Here is a 17,391-nt window from a genome sequence, read left to right as displayed (position 1 = left end):
CAGCCCCTGCTAGCCTCGCTTCATGCGCAAAACGCCGGGACGAACCCCCAAGACCGCTGCAGGGGAGCGCGTACTGATCCTGTCCGCAGGCGTGGGCGCCGGGCACAACAGTGCCGCAGCAGCGGTGCAGCAGGCGTGCGCCGCGCGTGCCGACGTCGCCGAGGTCCAGGTTCTGGACGTGCTACAGGTCAGCAGCGTGCTCTACCGGGCACTGCTGAACAAGGGCTACTTCGTCCTGGTCGAGGGCTTGCCGTGGCTGATTGACTGGGGCTACGACATCAGTGACCGTCCCTTCCGGCGCCGGGGCCCCATAGACCCCTGGACACGGATGAACTCCGTTCCGGTCATTGATGCCATTAAGCGGTTCCGGCCGACCGCGATCGTGTGCACGCATTTCCTGCCCGCCCAGCTGCTGGCGTCGCTGCTCCTTCGTGGCGTGACCAACGCGAGGACCGCCGTCGTCACGACGGACTATGACTTCCAGGGGCTGTCCCTTACCGGCGCGTTCCATGCGCTTTTCCTGGCCCGGGAGGAGGGGAGGGTGGAACTGATGGCGCTTGGCCTGCCTTCCGATCGGGTTGCGGCTCCGGGGATTCCCATCGCCACACAGCTGAAGGCCGCGCCCTCCCGCGATGCAAGCGAGCCCCCCATGCTGCTGATCTCCGCGGGCGCGTCCGGCGGCGACTACGCCGCCGCGGTGGTGCGGCAGACGCTGCACATGCGCTCGCCCTTCACGGCAACGGTAGTGTGCGGACGAAACGATGCCCTGCGGCAGCGTATCGAGCAGCTGGTGGCACCCGCCGGGAACCGCTACCGCGTGCTCGGCTTCACCACGGAGATGCCGCAGCTGGTGCGCCGCGCCGACCTGTTTGTGGGCAAGCCCGGCGGGCTGTCCGTGTCGGAGTGCATGGCTGCCGGCCTGCCCATGGTGATGGTGAACCCCATTCCGGGGCAGGAGGTCCGCAACGGCGACTACCTGTTGGAACAGGGGGCGGCGGTCCGCTGCAACACTTCAGCGACAATTGGCTGGAAGATCGACGAGGTGCTGCGCGAGCCTGGCCGCCTGCAGCAGATGCAGGCCGCGGCGCAGAGGACGGGCCGACCTGAAGCTGCGGCAGATGTGCTGTCCCGACTGCTGGACGGGCCGTCCCGTCCGCTGGTGATAACCCGCGCGGCGCAGAAGACAATCCTCTCCGCCAGTGAGGACCGCGTTGTGGCGACGGATCTGAGCGGACCATCCGCGCTGGTCCGGTTGATCGACTCGGCTACGGGCAGCACGGTCGCCCTGCTGCAGGCCCAGGAGCTGGAGGATTTGCAGAAGCGGTACGGGACCCCGGACGGGAGCCTGGTGCTGCGGCGCAGCCAAGCGTTCAGGTCGCTCAGGTGGGAGGAGCGGCGGCTGCTCCGCGCCATCCTGCGGGGGGATGACACGCTGGCCGTTCGTGTTGAGAGATCCCGTCCTCATCGGCCGGTTCCGCAGGGCGCCGCAATCGGACCGCGTCCGCCCAGCTGACCGGGCAGTGCTGGCCGGCGAGCAGGGCCCAGTCCCCGGCGCGGGGGGACCAGCACCGGGTGTCCGGATCGCGCTGCAGCGTAGGCCCGGCATCCAGGGAAACCCGCACAGCTGTCTCCATGCCGGGCTGCAGCGTCACCTTTTGGAAACCCAGGAGCTGAGCCACCGGCCTGCGGACTGACACGTCTGCGGCGTAGACCTGAACAACAGTGGACCCCCGGCGACCGCCGGTGTTCGTGACGAGCACGTCAGCCCAGCCGCCCGTGTCGTCGAAGCGATGCTCGAGAAGCCGGTGTTCGAATGTGGTGTAGCTCAAGCCGAACCCGAACGGGAACGCCGGCGCGTGTCCCTCGCCGTCGAGCCGGCGTTGACCCCACAAGTCGTCATAAACCACGGACTTCGCCGTGCGGTCAAAGGGCGGCAGATGCGCGGGGTCCGTGGGCAGCACAAACGGCAGCCGCCCGCCGGGGTCCGCAGCACCGGTCAGCACGTCCGCCAGCCCGCGGCCGCCCTCCATACCGCCGTACCAGGCGAGGACGAGTGCGGGCACCTGTTCCCGCCATTCCTCCGTGAGGATCGCGCTGCCGCCGATTAGTACGACGACGGTCCGCGGGTTCGCAGCCACGACGGCACGGATGAGGCGCACATCGGAGGGGCGCAGGTCGAGTGAGCTGCGGTCGCCGCCTCGGACGAACCGAGAGGCCAGATGCGCGAGACCGGTGACGACCCGACTGAGGGCACCCGACCCGAAGGCCGGACCGAGCACGCCCACGTTAACGCCTCCGGTGACAACGGACTCGCCCTCGTCGTGCTGGTCCAGGCCGACGACGACGATCGCCGTGTCTGCGGCGGCTGCCAGCGCGGCCGCGGCGCGTTCGTTCCGTCCTGAGTCGGTCGTGATGCGCACCCGGGGGAGCGCCTCACGCAGCCCCTGCAGCACCGAAGCCGCGGAGGGAGGCCGGACGCGTGAGGAGCCGTGATCGCCCAGGTTTGCCCGGGCCGCTAGTCGTCCGATCACCGCAAGATGGGAAATGGCGGGCGCCAGCGGCAGGAGCGGTGTTTCGCCAAGAACTTCATTCTTCAGCAGCACGACCGATTCCGCGGCGACCCGGCGGGCAAGCGCCCGGTGCGCCGGGGAAGCGATCAGGTCCGCGCCCGGCTCCGCCGTCTCCCGTGTTGCGGCGTGCAGCACGCTGGTGCGCAGGATGCGGCGCGCGGACTCCACTACAGTCGCGCGCGCCAGCTGACCGCTCCGCAGCGCTGCAGGCAAAGTACGGGCGCGGAGCAGCCGCAGCGGCATCTCCACATCCATCCCCGCCTGGAGACTGGTGACGGCGTCGTGGGTGCCGAAAACCCAGTCGCTCGTCACGAATCCCCGGAAGCCCCACTCATCCCGCAGCACGTCGGTGAGCAGGGCGTGATTGACATCCATGTACTCGCCCCGCACCCGGTTGTAGGCACTCATCACGGAATCGGCACCGGCTTCCACAACGGCCTTGAAATGCGGCAGGTACACCTCGTGCAGGGCATGCTCGTCGACGGACACATCCACCTCGAAGCGCTCGTCCTCCATCGAGTTCAGCGCGAAGTGCTTCACGCACGCCATCGCGTGCACGCGCACACCCCGGGTCATCGCCGATCCCATTCGGGCGGTGAGCACCGGATCCTCCCCGTAACACTCCTGCGCCCGGCCCCACGCCGGGTGGCGAAGCAGGTTCACACAGACGGAGGCGGAGTAGTTTGCCCCCCGCGCCCTGGTCTCCAAGCCCACCGCGAGCCCGACCCGTTCCTCCAGTGCCGGATCCCAGGTTGCGGCCCGCGCCATGGTCACGGGGAAGGCCGTGGAGGCGCCGATGACGACGCCGCGGCCGCCGTCGCTGAACCGGACTCCCGGGATGCCCAGCCGCGGGACCGCCCCGGCGACGAACGGCCGCCGGCGCAGCAGCATCGGGATGAGCGGGAGCAGCAGCCCGGGGGAGTCGCCGTCGAGCAGCCCGAGAAGCTCCGTTGCCGTCATCTGGCTGATGAGCTGCTCGGCTGCCTGGTCCGGACCGAGCGCGCCCTCCCGGACCGCGCGGACTGCCTCACCGTACGCGCTGGCCTCCGGAGTGATGTTCATGCACTGCATTCTCCACCCTGCGTCTGCGCAGCGCGCGTTAGCCGCTTCTCCCGGGCCTGGACCCGGGGGATCATGCGCCGCCCGTGGGTTAGGTCTTTTGGCTTCGGCTCCAGAGAAGATACGCCTCGGCCAGCTGGTCCGGCACACCCGGTGCTGCTCCTCGGATGGGGGAGACCTGTGGACGGGTGATCGTCGCGACCGCAACTATTACGTCCAGGGCAGAGAGGGCCTCCCGCACTGCACCGTGCCGCTTGAGCTCTGCAAGCACATCGTTGAGGGCATCTACTGCCGGCTGCTGAACCTGCGCCAGAGGTGTGGCTTCCAAATCCTGGACGGCCCCAGCCTGCAGCGCGAGCCCGTCCGTTAGCGCACCGAGTTCCATTGCCGTCAGGCTGGACAGCAGGTCCTTCCATGCCGCAGCCGGATCAGTGTTCAGCGTGCTCCGGGTCTGATCCACAGCGTGGATGATCTGTTCCACAATGTCCTGGACCACGGCGTGGACAAGGTCCCCACGGGAGGGGAAGTTGCGGTACAGGGTGGCAATCCCCACCCCGGCTGCAGCGGCTACAGCCTCTAGTGCAACATCGCCGCCCCGCTCGGCAAACAGGTGCCTCGCCTGGGTGATGATCGCATCTCTTCGCTGCGCAGCGTCAGCTCTCATCCGCACTCCCTTCAAATTGACCTTCAGTCTAAACCGGAGGAACATCATCCGTAGAAGCGGAGGAAGTTCCTCCGAAAAGAAGAAGGATCATGACAACACAAACGCCGTCATCCGGCTCTCATCGAAAGCACGCGGCCGTTTGGGTCGGTTTAACCACCGGGCTTTCCGTCATCCTGCTGGCCCTCCTGATGCTGTTCATCTCGCCCTCGCTCCATTCCGGACCCCGTGATTTGGGTCTAGGTGTGGTGGGGCCGCAGGACCGGGCAGCGTCAGTCGCAGAAACCTTGGAGGACCAGTCACCGGGGGCCTTCGTGGTGCAGTCCTACGAGAATGCCGAGGACCTCGAGCAGGGCATCCGTAACCGGGAGATCGTTGGCGGATTCGACTTCACCGATCCGGATATGACCGTCTACGTGGCTAGCGCCGGCTCAACGGCCGTTTCCGGCACGGTCAGCAATGTCGGGGCCACCATGGCGGGCAGCATGGGACAGACCGCCGAGATCGTGGACGTGGTTCCGCTTCCCTCTGGAGACCCGACAGGCGTGGGCATCGGCGGTCTGGCTTTTCCGCTGGTGTTCGGCGGCATTGTGCCGGCCGTGGCGTTCCGTTCCATGCTGTCCGGCCAGCGCTGGTGGATCTTCGCCGGCCTCACCGGTTTTTCGGTGGCGGGCGGGTTCGTGGTCGCGGCCGTATTGAAGTACCTCTTTGGCAGCATCGAGGGCCCCCTGGTCCCGGTGGCGGCAAGCGTTGCCCTTGGCATCGCAGCACTGGCCCTGCCCCTGGCCGGCCTCAATGAGTGCTTTGGCACCAAAGGGTTCACTATTGCGGCAATGTCCATGATGTTTGTGGGCAACCCCTTCGCCGGCATCTCGACGAGCGCCCAGTGGCTGCCCGCCGGGGTGGCCATGGTCGGCCAGCTCCTGCCGCCCGGCGCTGCCGGCACCCTGGTCCGTTCCGTGGCGTACTTCGACGGCGTCGGCGGAGGCGCTGCGGCCCTGACCCTGAGTATCTGGGTTCTGGCGGGGATCGTGCTGTGGTTTAGCGGTCCGCGCATCTCGGCTGCCAAGACCCGGAAAGAGGCAGCACCCGCCACGGTCTAAACGCCTGTGCGGGCTGGAAGGGAAAGCCCCGCCTTTGGTGGGGCTTTCCCTTTTTGCTGCTGAAGAACAACGGGCGCCGTTTCGGACCGTCCGTGCAGGGCACCCGTGCGTGCGCCGGACTGTGTCGCTGGCAAACGGACGACAGATGTCTTGGTAGACAGGACTCATGGGTGGCACTGGCGTAAAGCAGACCAATGGCAACTGGATTGCAGTCCGGGACGAGCCTGTGCCCGACGACGTCGCCCGGCTGCTGGCAACGGTCCCCGAGTGGTTTGGGCAGCCGGACTCAAATGCCGAATACATCGAGGCGGCAAGAACCAAGGAGACGTGGACCGCGCGCGACGCCGACGGGAGGGTTGTCGGGGCCACTCTCGTTGATCGCCACTTTCCCCACGTGGCGGAAATCCATCTCACAGTGGTCGGACGAGCAGCACACGGGCTCGGCGTTGGAACGGCGATGCTCGCGGCCATCGAGGCAGATGCCGTCGCCCGGGGTGTCCGCCTGCTGGAGGTCAAGACCCTCGGCCCCTCTCATCCGGATACCGGGTATGCGTGGACCCGTCACTTTTACGAGAGACGGGGTTTTCTTCCCCTGGAGGAAACGGACCTTTGGGGCGCGGACACGCCCTGCCTGATCATGGTGAAGCCGCTAACTCCGAGCGGGGCGGGCGCGCGAACGCCGGATATCGCATGACCGGCCATCTGCACCGGCGTTCCGTGCGGAAGGCCGTCGGCTATGTTGTCCACCGGGAGCGGCTGCTGGTGTTCACTCACCATCACGTGCCGATCGAGGCCGCCGGCGTGCAGGTCCCCGCCGGAACTATCGAGCCGGGTGAGGCACCCGAGGAAGCTGTGGTTCGCGAGGTACTCGAAGAGACCGGGATGCGAACGCGCGTCGTCCGTGCGCTCGGAGTGGACCGCTATGACGTGTGGCCCGCGAAACCGGACATTCATGAACGGCACTTCTTCCAGCTCGAGCTTCTGGATGACACGCCGCCGCGTGAGCGCTGGATTGCTGGGGAAGAGCACCCGTCAGACGGCGGTGCAGCTCACACTTGGACGTGCTGGTGGGCGCCCCTGGAGAACGCCCATGTTCTCTGTGCGGGTTTCGGTGCCAGGCTGGGGGAGCTTGTTCTTGACGTGTCACATCCGCGGTGACGCAAGCTCCCGAGAGAGCGCTTACTAGCGGGCATCGAACCGGGAGTGCGCCTGGCTTGTCTTTGGATTGTCAGGACAAATGACGTAAGCGCTTACCCGGCGGCGCTTCAGTGCCGCGGCACTGTGGCAATATGTAGCCATGAGCGAGACTCGAGCGCGGCGCCCCGGGCGTGCCGTCACCACCCTTGCCGATGTGGCGGCCGCTGCAGGGGTATCCACCGCGACAGTGTCCCGCGTGATGAACCGCGTGCCTACAGTCAATGCGGATCTGGCGCTTCGGGTGGAGGCCATCGCCCGGCAGATGGGCTACCAGTTCAATGCTGCTGCCCGCACGCTGGCCACCGGACGCACCGGGGCCGTTGCCCTGATTATCTCTGAGGCCGATCTCTCCCAGCCGTACTCGTTTACCTCGGCGCCGCTGCACGGTGTGCTGTCCGCAGTTGCCCGGCATGACCTGCAGATCGTGATGCTTCTTTCCGGAAGCGCACAGCAGGAGTCATACCTCCTCGAGTATCTGCGTCGAACCGGTGTGGACGGAGCGATGGTCATCCTGGAAGACGAGATTTCACACCTTCCTGAGCTTCTCCGCGATGCCGGTGTGCCCGTTGTTTATCTGGGCAGGCCGCTGGGAGATGCAAAAGCCCAGTCTTATGTCGACGTTGACAACGTGGGCGGCGCCCGGCTGGCCACCGAGGCTCTCATCGAAGCAGGCCGGTCCCGAATTGCCATCTTGGCTGGCAACGATCGGCTGACGGCGGCGAGAGACCGGCTCGAGGGGTGGCGGTCAACTATGGCCGAGCACGGCCTCGAGGCCCATCGAATTGCCCGGGGGGCGTTCTCGCCGGCCGGAGGGTCGGAGACCATGACACGGCTTCTTGCCGCCTACCCCGACATTGATGGTGTCTTCGTTTGCTCGGATTACATGGGCTCCGGAGCGCTGCAGGTTCTGGCCGCGGCCGGACGCCGGGTACCCCACGATATTTCAGTGGTGAGCTATGACGATTCCGTCCTGGCTGAGGTGGCGAATCCGCCGCTAACCTCGGTGAGCCAGCCGTTGGAACGAATGGGTGAAGAGATGGTTGATGCGCTCGCCGCCCTCATGGCCAGCTCCGGCACCTCCGTTGTGCAGCGCGTCCTGCCGAGCAGCCTCACCCGCCGGGATTCCCTCTAAGCGGCTTATTCCGCCGGCGTCTGTAGCGCGTCCTTCTCAGCACGCGCTTACCGGTGATCCGCCACTTTTGCACATGTTCCGTTTATGGAGCGCCAAAAGAAACCATTGACGCGCCAAAACATCGACGTTAGTCTCCGAGATAGCGCTTACTGAACACCAGGCCGGAGGCTTGGATGTGAGTTCGGGCACACAGCGGTCGGGGTGGTCTCGATCGTCGAAAGGACAATGATGTTCACTTCACGAAAGAGACTCGCCGGCATTGCGGCGCTGGCCGCCACGGCCCTGCTGGTCACCAGCTGCCAGTCGGGCGGGGGTGCAGGCGAGGAAAGCGCTTCCGGGGGCGGTGACGCCATTCTGACAATGCCCGGCGCTTCATCCACTCAGTTCACCGAGAACTTTAACCCGTTCTCCACCACTGCCCTGCTGGGCGTGCAGTCGACCGTCTATGAAACCCTGTTCTTCGTCAACCGGGCGGCCGAGGGGGACCCCGTCCCGGTCCTGGGCACCGAGTACTCGTACAACGACGAGGGCAACGTTCTCACCATCAAAACCCGCGAAGGGGTTTCGTGGAGCGACGGTGAACCGTTCACCGCCAACGACGTGGTCTTCACTCTGAACCTGATCGCCAACACGCCCGCGCTGAACACCGGCGGGTTCGACGGCGTGGCCGAGGCCGTGAGCGACACCGAGCTCACCATCACCTACCCCAAGCCCGATGTGCTCAACTCGATTGGTGCCCTGAGCTCCATCTACATTGTTCCCGAACACATCTGGGCCGACGTGGAGGACCCGGCCACGTTCATCAACCAGGATGCCGTCGGAACAGGGCCGTTTGTCGTGTCCGACTTCTCCCCGCAGAGCTACCTGCTGGAAAAGAATGAAGAGTACTGGGAAGCGGGCAAGCCCGAGCTGGACGGCGTGCGGTACGTGTCCCTGTCCGGCAACCAGGCCGGCGTCGATTCAATCCTCAACGGCGACGTTGACTGGATGAGCATGTTCATCCCCGAGGTGGATACCCTCCTGGGCCCGGAGGAGGACGTGGAATACGTCAACACCGTCCAGAACCAGCTGTCCCTGGTGACCTGCTCCAATGTTGAGCTCGGCTGCACCGGTCCGCAGACGGACCCGGCTGTCCGCCAGGCGATCTACGCGGCCATGGACCGCGACCAGCTCAACTCCCTGGCCTTCTCCAACCTCAACGGCGACGTCAGCCCCACGTACGCGCTGCTTCCCCGGGATGAGAAGTGGATTTCCCCGTCGATCAAGGAGCCGGTTGCCTCCAACAAGGGTGACGCCGCCAAGGCCGAGAAACTGCTGACCGACGCTGGCTTTGCCAAAGGCGCCGACGGCATCTACGCCAAGGACGGCGAGCGCCTGAGCTTCTCGGTCAAGACCGTTACCGGCTGGACGGACTGGATTGCCGGAATCGAGACGATGGCCCAGCAGCTGTTGCCGGTCGGGATTGAGCTGAAAGCAGAGCAGATGTCCTGGAACGAGTGGACCGAAGCCACCAACACCGGAAACTTCCAGATGCTGGTAAACAACCTGTGGCCCGGCGCCGGCTCCGAGCCCTACTACCTGTACAAGGCCTTCTTCGACAGCGAATCGACGGCGCCGGTGGGCGAGTCGGCCAACCCGAACTGGGCCCGCTACTCAAACCCGGATGTGGACGCAGCGCTGGATGTGCTCAACGGCACCACCGACGAGTCCCTGAAGATGGAGCAGTACGCCATCATCCAGGAAGCCATTGCCGAGGACATGCCGTACATTCCCATCCAGTCCTACGGCAGCCTGAGCACATTCCGCACGGACGTCGTCACGGGCTGGCCCAGCGACGACGATCTCTACGCGCTTCCCATGGTGTGGCAGGCACCTGACTACGGTCAGGTCCTCAAGAACCTCACCCTTAAGTAAAAATCCCATCGAGATCAGTGGCGGGCTTCGGGCCCGCCACTGATCTATGTCGGAACGAGAACCGCGTGAGATACCTCCTGAGGAAAATCCTCTTCTACATCGTTGCCTTCTGCGCGGCGATCACCATCAACTTTGCCCTGCCGCGCCTGCTCCCGGGCAACCCCGTGGACGTGATGCTGGCAAAACTGGCCCAGCGCGGCCAGGTTGCACCCGAAACCCGCGAGGCCATTGAGGCCATGCTGGGAACCACCGATGACGCATCGCTGCTTTCCCAGTTCGGCGATTACCTGGTCAACATCTTCCGCGGCGACCTGGGCGTCTCGGTCACCTTCTTTCCCACGCCGGTGGTCACCGTCATCGGGCAGGCGCTGCCCTGGACCATCCTGCTGGTGGGCATCGCCACCGTGATTTCGTTTGTCATCGCCCAGCTGCTTGGCATGCTGGCCGGCTGGAAACGCGGGGGCTGGCTCGACAGCCTCATCCCGACGTCGACAGTCCTGCAGGCGGTGCCCTACTTCTGGCTCGCCCTCATCCTCAGCTACGTGTTTGCCGTGACGCTGGGATTCTTCCCCATCAGCGGAGGATACGACTACCGCACAGTGAGCGCCGGCTGGAGCTGGGAGTTCCTGGCCAGCGCGGTAAAGTACGGCACCCTGCCGGCCCTGACCATCGTGATCAGCTCCCTGGGGGCCGGTCTCGTGGGCATGCGCAACATGATGGTCTCCACCATGGCCGAGGACTACGTCGTCACCGCCGAGGCCAAGGGGCTGCGGCCCCGCCGCATCATGACCATGTACGCCGGCCGCAACGCCATCCTGCCCTCGGTGGCGGGCTTCGGCATTGCCCTGGGCGCCGTCGTGGGCGGGTCCATTCTCACCGAGCAGGTGTTTTCCTACCCCGGTATCGGCCAGACCCTCCTGCAGTCGGTCCAGAACAATGACTACGCCCTGATGCAGGGTGTCTTCCTGATCATCACCACCTCGGTGCTGCTGACCAACTTCTTCGTCGACGTGGTCTACGGACTCATCGATCCCCGAACCCGGCACCAAGGATAGAGGGCCAGATCATGACGTCCACCGCTCAACTTTCCACCTTCAGCCCCGAGCCGCAGCGGCGGTTCGACGGGATGCGGCGAAGCCTTCCGCCCCGGACGCCCAAACTGGTGATCGGCCTGGGGATCACCTTTGCGATTGCGCTGTTCGGGCTTATCGGGCCGCTGCTGGTCACCGATCCCATGGCGATCAGCAACATTGGACTTTCCGGGCCCTCCGGAGAGCACCTGCTGGGCACCACCCAGACGGGGCAGGACGTCCTCGCCCAACTCGCCCACGCCACGCGCGGTTCGCTGATTGTGGGCGTCACGGTCGGGTTCCTTGCCGTGGCGCTTTCCGGGCTGGTCGGGATCCTCGGTGCCTACCTGGGCGGACGCTGGGATGAAAGCTTTTCCCTCTTCACCAACGTGGCCCTGGTTATTCCGGGCATCCCGCTGATGATTGTGGTCGCCAGCTATGTGGAGCAAAAAGGGCTGCTGATGATCATCGTTGTCCTCACCCTCACCTCCTGGGCCGGCGGCGCACGGGTGCTGCGGGCCCAGACCCTGTCCATGCGCAACCGGGACTACGTGCTGGCAGCCAAAGTGGCGGGCGAACCGACCTGGCGCATCATCCTCGTTGAAATCCTGCCCAACCTGCTGCCCGTCCTGGCCTCCCAGTTTGTCTTCGCGGTCATCTTCGCGATCCTCGGCGAATCGAGCCTGTCCTTTCTTGGCCTGGGTGTTTCCGGCACGTTCTCCTGGGGCAGCATGCTGTTCTACGCGCAGAATGCCTTCTCGCTCAGACTGGGCGCCTGGTGGTGGTTCATTCCGCCGGGACTGATGATTGCGCTGCTCGGCGCCGGACTGGCGTTGATCAACTTTGCCATTGACGAGGTCATCAACCCCAAGCTCCGCCTGGCCACCGCCGCCAAAGCCGCACGAAAGGCCACCCGATGAGCGAGACACCCCATACCGCCGAAGCGCTGCTGACCATTGAGAACCTCAACGTGATCTATCACGCCGCCACCCGGGTTCATGCGGTCAAGGACGTTAGCCTCACCGTCCGCCGCGGAGAGATCCTCGGCTTGGCAGGGGAGAGCGGCTGCGGCAAATCAACCCTCGCGTACGGCATCAACCAGCTGCTGAAGCCGCCCGCCGTCATCGAAAACGGTGCGGTGACCTTTCACGACGCCTCCGGCAGTGACATCGATGTTCTCGCACTGTCCGGTGAACGGCTGCGCAGCTACCGGTGGGACAAGACATCCATGGTGTTCCAGGGAGCGATGAACTCGCTGAATCCGGTGCTGTCGGTGCAGGACCAGATCGACGACGTTCTAACGACGCATCGCCCAAAGATGAAACGCGCTGAACGCCGCGACCGCATCCGCCACCTCGTTGAACTGGTAGGGGTGTCAGCCGACCGGATGCGGGCCTATCCGCACGAGCTCTCCGGCGGCATGCGCCAGCGGGTCATGATCGCCATGGCGCTCGCATTGAACCCGCAGCTGATGATCATGGACGAGCCGACGACAGCCTTAGACGTGGTGGTGCAGCGGGAAATCCTGGGCGAAATCCAGCGGCTGCGCGACGAGTTCGGCTTTGCGGTCATCTTCATCACCCACGACTTGCCCATGCTCCTGGAAATCTCCGACCGGATAGCGGTGATGCTCGCCGGGGAGATCGTTGAACTGGCGACGGCGGAGAAAATCTACGCCGACGCAGACCATCCCTATACCCGCAAGCTGCTCAAGTCCTTCCCCTCCCTGACCGGAGCACGCGGAGACTTCATCCGCACCGGGGAATCCATCAACAGCTCAACCACAACGGCAGGGGCAATCTGATGTCCACCCTCTCAGTCAACGGCCTCATCAAGGACTTCCCCTCCCGTTCCGGCGGCGCCAGGGGCAGATTCCGTGCAGTCAACGACGTTTCCTTTGAACTGACTTCGGGACGGACGGTTGCCCTGGTGGGGGAGAGCGGGAGCGGTAAATCCACCGTGGCACGCATGATCGCCCAGCTGGAAAAACCCACCGCCGGCAGCATTGAACTCGACGGTCTCAAGATCGCATCCGCCGGCCGTGCGCTGCGCCGGTACCGGAGCGCAGTGCAGATGGTGTTTCAGGATCCGTTCGCCTCGCTGAACCCCTACCACTCCATCAGCCATCATCTGCGAAGGCCGCTGCAGCTGAACCGGCAGGCCGAATCCGCCGCCGGATACGACCGGGAAGTGCTCCGGCTGCTGGAACGGGTGAACCTCACCCCGGCTCCTGATTTCATCCACCGCCGCCCGCATGAGCTCTCCGGCGGACAGCGGCAGCGGGTCGCCATTGCACGGGCGCTGGCCCCGAAACCGCGGGTGCTCATCGCCGATGAACCAGTCTCGATGCTCGACGTCTCCATCCGGCTCGGCGTGCTCAACCTGATGGCGCAGCTGCAGCGGGAGGAGGACCTGGCCGTCCTGTACATCACCCATGACCTGGCCACAGCCCGCCATTTTTCGGACGAAATCCTGGTGATGTACCGGGGCGAGGTGGTTGAGCACGGACCGTCCGACGCCGTCATCCTCGATCCCCGGCACGAATACACGAAGCGGCTGCTGGCGGCTGCTCCCGACCCGGGAACACATCCTCGGTTCGCCGAGCTGCAGGGCAGAGCCTGACCCTGCGCACCGCTGCGGCCGCACACTCGCTCCGGGGTTGCCCGGCCACGCACCGAACCCTTTCTTCACCGATCTTCGATTCACCGAGTCCAAAGGAAGCACCCCATGACTGACGAGACTGCGCACACCCTGACAGAGGCCCCCGACGTAGAGAGCCTGATCAACGCCATGACCCTGGAAGAGAAGGTGGCCCAGCTGGTCGGCCTCTGGATCGGAGTGGCCGACGGCGGCGAGGTGGCACCGGCCCAGGCCGAGAACACTGGCCGGGCCAAGGCCTGGGCGGAGACGGAGGCCGAGGGCCTCGGCCAGATCACGCGGCTCTACGGCACGCGCCCGGTTTCGGCCCAGTACGGGTTGGAAACACTGCGCCGGCTGCAGGCAGGACTGCGCGACGCCGCCCCGCACGGAATCGGTGCGATCGTCCACGAGGAATGCTTGACCGGCGTGGCGGCATGGGGAGCCACCACCTTCCCGTCACCTCCCGCGTATGCAGCAACCTGGGACCCGGAACTGATCGAGCGCGTGGGTGCTGCGATCGGCGACAGCCTGCAGGGGCTGGAGGTCCACCAGGGACTCGCACCGGTGCTGGACGTCGCCCGTGACGCCCGCTGGGGCCGCACCGAGGAGACCTTGGGCGAGGATCCGTACGTGGTGGGAACCCTGGGTGCCGCCTACATCCGGGGCCTGGAAAGCAGGGACATCATCGCCACCCCTAAGCATTTTGTGGGGTATTCCGCTTCCCGGGCCGGGCGCAACCACGCACCCGTGGACGCCGGGCCCCGGGAACTGGCCGAAGTCTTCCTCTATCCCTTTGAAGTTGCCATCCGCGAAGGCTCGCCACGGTCCATCATGCCGTCCTACTCCGCGATTGACCACGTGCCTTCGCACGGTGACAAACACCTGCTCACGGATGTGCTGCGCACCGGCTTCGGGTTCGACGGCACCGTGGTTTCCGACTACTTCGGCGTGAATTTCCTGCAGACAACGCAGGGCGTTACCCGGTCCCGCGCGGAGTCCGCGGTGCGCGCCATTTCAGCCGGCGTCGACGTCGAGCTCCCGGACGCCGCAGCATTCCCGCACCTGGTTGCCGCCGTTCGCTCGGGGGATTTGGAGGAGGAAGCGGTTGACGCCGCACTCCGCCGGGTTTTGCTGCAGAAGCAGCACTACGGGCTGCTGCCGGCCGGCTTCGCGGCCGCCGCCGGTTACGCGGAGCGCGCCGGCACCGAGGCCGTGGCTCCGGACCTCAACCCCGCAGCCCACCGGGACCTCGCACGGGAAGTGGCCGAGAAATCGATCATCCTGCTCGCGAATGACGGCACGCTGCCGCTGGAAGCCGCCGCCCGGATCGCCGTGGTAGGGCCCAATGCGGACAGCAGGACCGCCCTGCTCGGAGATTACAGCTTCACCAACCACGTGGAGGCCCATTACCCCGATGTTGCCGCCGGGATCGATATCCCCACCGTCTTGGACGCCCTGAGGAACGAATTCCCGTCCCTTGACTACGCCCGCGGCTGCGAGGTTGAAGGTGACGATGCCGGGGGATTCGACGCCGCCGTAGCCCAGGCCGGTGCCGCCGATGTTGTGGTGGCCGTGATGGGGGACCAAGCCGGACTGTTCGGCCGCGGCACGGTGGGAGAGGGCAACGACGTGGACAGCCTCGAGCTGCCCGGTGTGCAGCGCCGCTTCGTCGAGGCGCTGCTGGACACCGGAAAACCTGTTGTCCTCGTCCTCATCACCGGCCGCCCCTATGACCTGTCCTGGGCGGCGGACCGCTGCGCCGCTATTGTGCAGTCCTGGTTCCCCGGGCAGGAAGGAGCATCGGCTGTGGCGGGCGCCCTGTCCGGCCGCATCAATCCGCGTGGCCGCACCACACTGTCCTACCCGGGACCCGCCGGCCGCCAGCCAGCTACTTATCTGCGACCGGCTCTCGCCGGGACGTCGGCGGTGACCTCGTTGGGCGCCGAATTCGTGTTTCCGTTTGGCCACGGCCTGAGTTACACCACCTTCACCCACTCGAGCCTGATACTCGATGCACATGAGATTGACAGCACCGGCACACTGCAGGTGGCCGTCAAGGTACAGAACACCGGTGAACGGGACGGCACCGACGTGGTGCAGCTGTACGTCCGCGAGGTCACGGCACACGTGACGCGTCCCGTCTCGACCCTCATTGGTTATGCCGCTGTGGACATCGAGGCCGGCGGAAGCCGGACCGTCACGTTTACCGTGTCTGCTGATCGCCTCAGCTATGTGGGACAGTCGGGACAGTGGGAGATCGGTCCGCTCGAAGCCACTCTCGCCGTCGCCCACAATGCAGAGGATGACGGCCAGAACGCACGCATTGCCGTGACGGGTCAGCGACGGATTCTCAGCAGCGGCCGGGTCCTGACCACGCCGGTCGCCGTATACAATGAGTAAAGTCCCGGCCCCGGAGCAGTCCCTTACCTTCACGAACCCCCTGCTGGAGGGAATGCACCCGGACCCGTCGATCTGTCGACAGGGTGACACCTTCTATTTGGTAAATTCCACGTTTGAGTACCTGCCGGGACTTCCTGTCTACGCCAGTACCAACCTGGTGCACTGGGACTTGATCGGGCACGCCATCACACGGCCGGAACAGCTCGACCTTTCCTCTGCCAGGGCCTCCGGCGGCCTGTTTGCGCCGACAATCCGGGAACACAACGGCCTCTTCTACATCGCCTGCACCGCGGTGGGGGTTGACGGACCGTCGGGAAGCTTTTACATCACAGCCGCCAGCGCTGCGGGACCGTGGAGCAACCCCGTATGGCTGCCCGACGCCGCTGGCATCGATCCCACCATCTTCTTCGACGGTGACGATATCTGGTGGGCGGGCTGCAGACAGGTTGTTGAGCCGGAATACGAGGGACAGACCGAGATCTGGTTGCAGCGCCTTGACCCTGTCGAAGGCCGCCTGACGGGGCCCGAACACATTCTCTGGACCGGGGCAGTCAAAGGGGCCATATGGGCGGAGGGGCCGCACCTCTATAAACATGGTGAGTACTTCTACCTGCTCGCCGCGGAAGGCGGCACGGGCGACAACCATGCCGTCAGCGTGGCGCGCGCGAACCATGTCACGGGTCCGTACCTTGGCAATCCCCGTAACCCGGTGCTCACGCATCGGAACTTCGGCGGCACCGCCGCCGTTCAATGCGTCGGCCACGCCGACTTGGTTCAGGCAACCGACGGATCCTGGTGGGCCGTGGCGCTCGCGACGAGACCACGGCACAGTCTGACGCTGCTGGGCCGGGAGACCTTCTTGGCGCCGGTGGCGTGGGAGAACGATTGGCCGGTGTTCAACCCCGGTCTGGGATGCCTGCCTGAATCGGGAGAAGTGCCTGCGTTTGTGACTGCTGAAACCATTGCAGCGGCTGAGCAACCTCTCATCACCTCCCCCAACCCGGTGCGCAGGGTCCTGGGCCGGGACGAACCGTGGATAACGGCCCGGGGATTCCCGGCTCAGCATATGGGGGAGGCGGGCAGCGAGAACAGGATCGCCTTGCTGTCCACGGGGGCGCGCGTCGACCGGACGGAACCTGCCGCGGCGCTGGGGGTTCGCCTCTCCCACCACACGGCCGCGTTCGCCGCCACGGTCGAACGCCTGCTCAGGTCCCCGGCGGCTGGCGGGCCGATGCAGACCCTGGTGGGAATCAGTCTGTCGCAGAGCCCGGAATCACAGATCCGGGCCGAGCTCAGCGTGGAGAAGGAGGCTCGTATCGACATCGTAGAGGTGGCGGGCGGTGTGAGCCGGATAGTTGAATCCCGGAACCTCGACGGCGAAACGTTCGACCGTCTTGTGGCTGGTGAACCTGCCGGTATCGAACTGCGGATGGCCGTTCTCGATGGTGCCACGGTGCGCGTGGAAACAGGAACAGACGGGGCCGGTGTTCTTAGCGCAGACCTCCCGGCACGGGTGCTCAGCACTGAAGCCGCCGGCGGTTTTGTCGGTGCCGTGGCCTCGGTCTACTCGATGGGAACAGCCGGTACCGGAGCGGTTTTCGCGGAGATGGTCTACGAACACTGACCCCGGGGCAGCTGGAGTTGC

The 17,391-nt window shown here is 65.5% G+C and carries 13 protein-coding genes and 1 pseudogene; 12 read left to right on the top strand and 2 right to left on the bottom strand.

Annotated elements, in window-relative coordinates:
• The first annotated feature begins 22 nt into the window (after positions 1-22).
• The gene (locus tag CXR00_RS18480; RefSeq protein WP_104052657.1) at positions 23-1,513 is read left to right on the top strand and encodes a glycosyltransferase; all 1,491 of its coding nucleotides are present in this window, start codon (positions 23-25) and stop codon (positions 1,511-1,513) included.
• 22 nt (positions 1,514-1,535) lie between these two features.
• Here CXR00_RS18480 and CXR00_RS01550 read toward each other — a convergent pair.
• A pseudogene (locus CXR00_RS01550) lies at positions 1,536-3,461 on the bottom strand (beta-glucosidase); the annotation flags it as partial.
• 259 nt (positions 3,462-3,720) lie between these two features.
• The gene (locus CXR00_RS01545) at positions 3,721-4,293 is read right to left on the bottom strand and encodes a TetR/AcrR family transcriptional regulator (RefSeq protein ID WP_181032448.1); all 573 of its coding nucleotides are present in this window, start codon (positions 4,291-4,293) and stop codon (positions 3,721-3,723) included.
• A gap of 89 nt (positions 4,294-4,382) precedes the next feature.
• Between CXR00_RS01545 and CXR00_RS01540 the strand changes: the two genes are divergently transcribed.
• The 11 genes from CXR00_RS01540 (at position 4,383) to CXR00_RS01490 (ending at position 17,370) form a co-directional block, all read left to right on the top strand.
• Positions 4,383-5,393 carry a hypothetical protein gene (locus CXR00_RS01540; RefSeq protein ID WP_104052654.1) on the top strand — a complete coding sequence of 337 codons (1,011 nt, stop codon included), beginning with the start codon at positions 4,383-4,385 and terminating at the stop codon, positions 5,391-5,393.
• A gap of 166 nt (positions 5,394-5,559) precedes the next feature.
• Positions 5,560-6,087 carry a GNAT family N-acetyltransferase gene (locus CXR00_RS01535; RefSeq protein WP_104052653.1) on the top strand — a complete coding sequence of 176 codons (528 nt, stop codon included), beginning with the start codon at positions 5,560-5,562 and terminating at the stop codon, positions 6,085-6,087.
• The gene (locus CXR00_RS01530; RefSeq protein ID WP_104052652.1) at positions 6,084-6,551 is read left to right on the top strand and encodes an NUDIX domain-containing protein; all 468 of its coding nucleotides are present in this window, start codon (positions 6,084-6,086) and stop codon (positions 6,549-6,551) included. Before CXR00_RS01535 ends, CXR00_RS01530 begins: the two co-directional genes overlap by 4 nt.
• Positions 6,552-6,690: 139 nt before the next feature.
• Entirely contained in the window at positions 6,691-7,722 is a 1,032-nt protein-coding gene (locus tag CXR00_RS01525; protein WP_104052651.1) for a LacI family DNA-binding transcriptional regulator, read from the top strand.
• Between the two features lie 228 nt (positions 7,723-7,950).
• Positions 7,951-9,636, top strand: coding sequence for an ABC transporter substrate-binding protein (locus tag CXR00_RS01520; protein WP_181032447.1), 1,686 nt, complete (start codon positions 7,951-7,953; stop codon positions 9,634-9,636).
• A gap of 65 nt (positions 9,637-9,701) precedes the next feature.
• Positions 9,702-10,691, top strand: a complete 990-nt coding sequence (locus tag CXR00_RS01515) for an ABC transporter permease (RefSeq protein ID WP_104052649.1) — start codon at positions 9,702-9,704, stop codon at positions 10,689-10,691.
• Between the two features lie 11 nt (positions 10,692-10,702).
• Entirely contained in the window at positions 10,703-11,626 is a 924-nt protein-coding gene (locus CXR00_RS01510; protein ID WP_104052648.1) for an ABC transporter permease, read from the top strand.
• Entirely contained in the window at positions 11,623-12,510 is an 888-nt protein-coding gene (locus CXR00_RS01505) for an ABC transporter ATP-binding protein (protein ID WP_104052647.1), read from the top strand. Before CXR00_RS01510 ends, CXR00_RS01505 begins: the two co-directional genes overlap by 4 nt.
• Positions 12,510-13,328, top strand: a complete 819-nt coding sequence (locus tag CXR00_RS01500; protein ID WP_104052646.1) for an ABC transporter ATP-binding protein — start codon at positions 12,510-12,512, stop codon at positions 13,326-13,328. Before CXR00_RS01505 ends, CXR00_RS01500 begins: the two co-directional genes overlap by 1 nt.
• A gap of 105 nt (positions 13,329-13,433) precedes the next feature.
• Positions 13,434-15,746 (top strand): glycoside hydrolase family 3 N-terminal domain-containing protein, encoded by a 2,313-nt coding sequence (locus tag CXR00_RS01495; protein WP_104052645.1) that lies wholly within the window; start codon positions 13,434-13,436, stop codon positions 15,744-15,746.
• Positions 15,739-17,370 (top strand): glycoside hydrolase family 43 protein, encoded by a 1,632-nt coding sequence (locus tag CXR00_RS01490; protein WP_104052644.1) that lies wholly within the window; start codon positions 15,739-15,741, stop codon positions 17,368-17,370. The genes CXR00_RS01495 and CXR00_RS01490 overlap by 8 nt, the downstream gene beginning before the upstream one ends.
• Positions 17,371-17,391: the final 21 nt, after the last annotated feature.

This window comes from Arthrobacter sp. 9E16 (genome assembly GCF_002929435.1).
Taxonomy (GTDB): Bacteria; Actinomycetota; Actinomycetes; order Actinomycetales; family Micrococcaceae; genus Arthrobacter_B; species Arthrobacter_B sunyaminii.
Note: the sequence above shows the minus strand (reverse complement) of the source record. Positions and strands in the feature narration are given on the sequence as shown.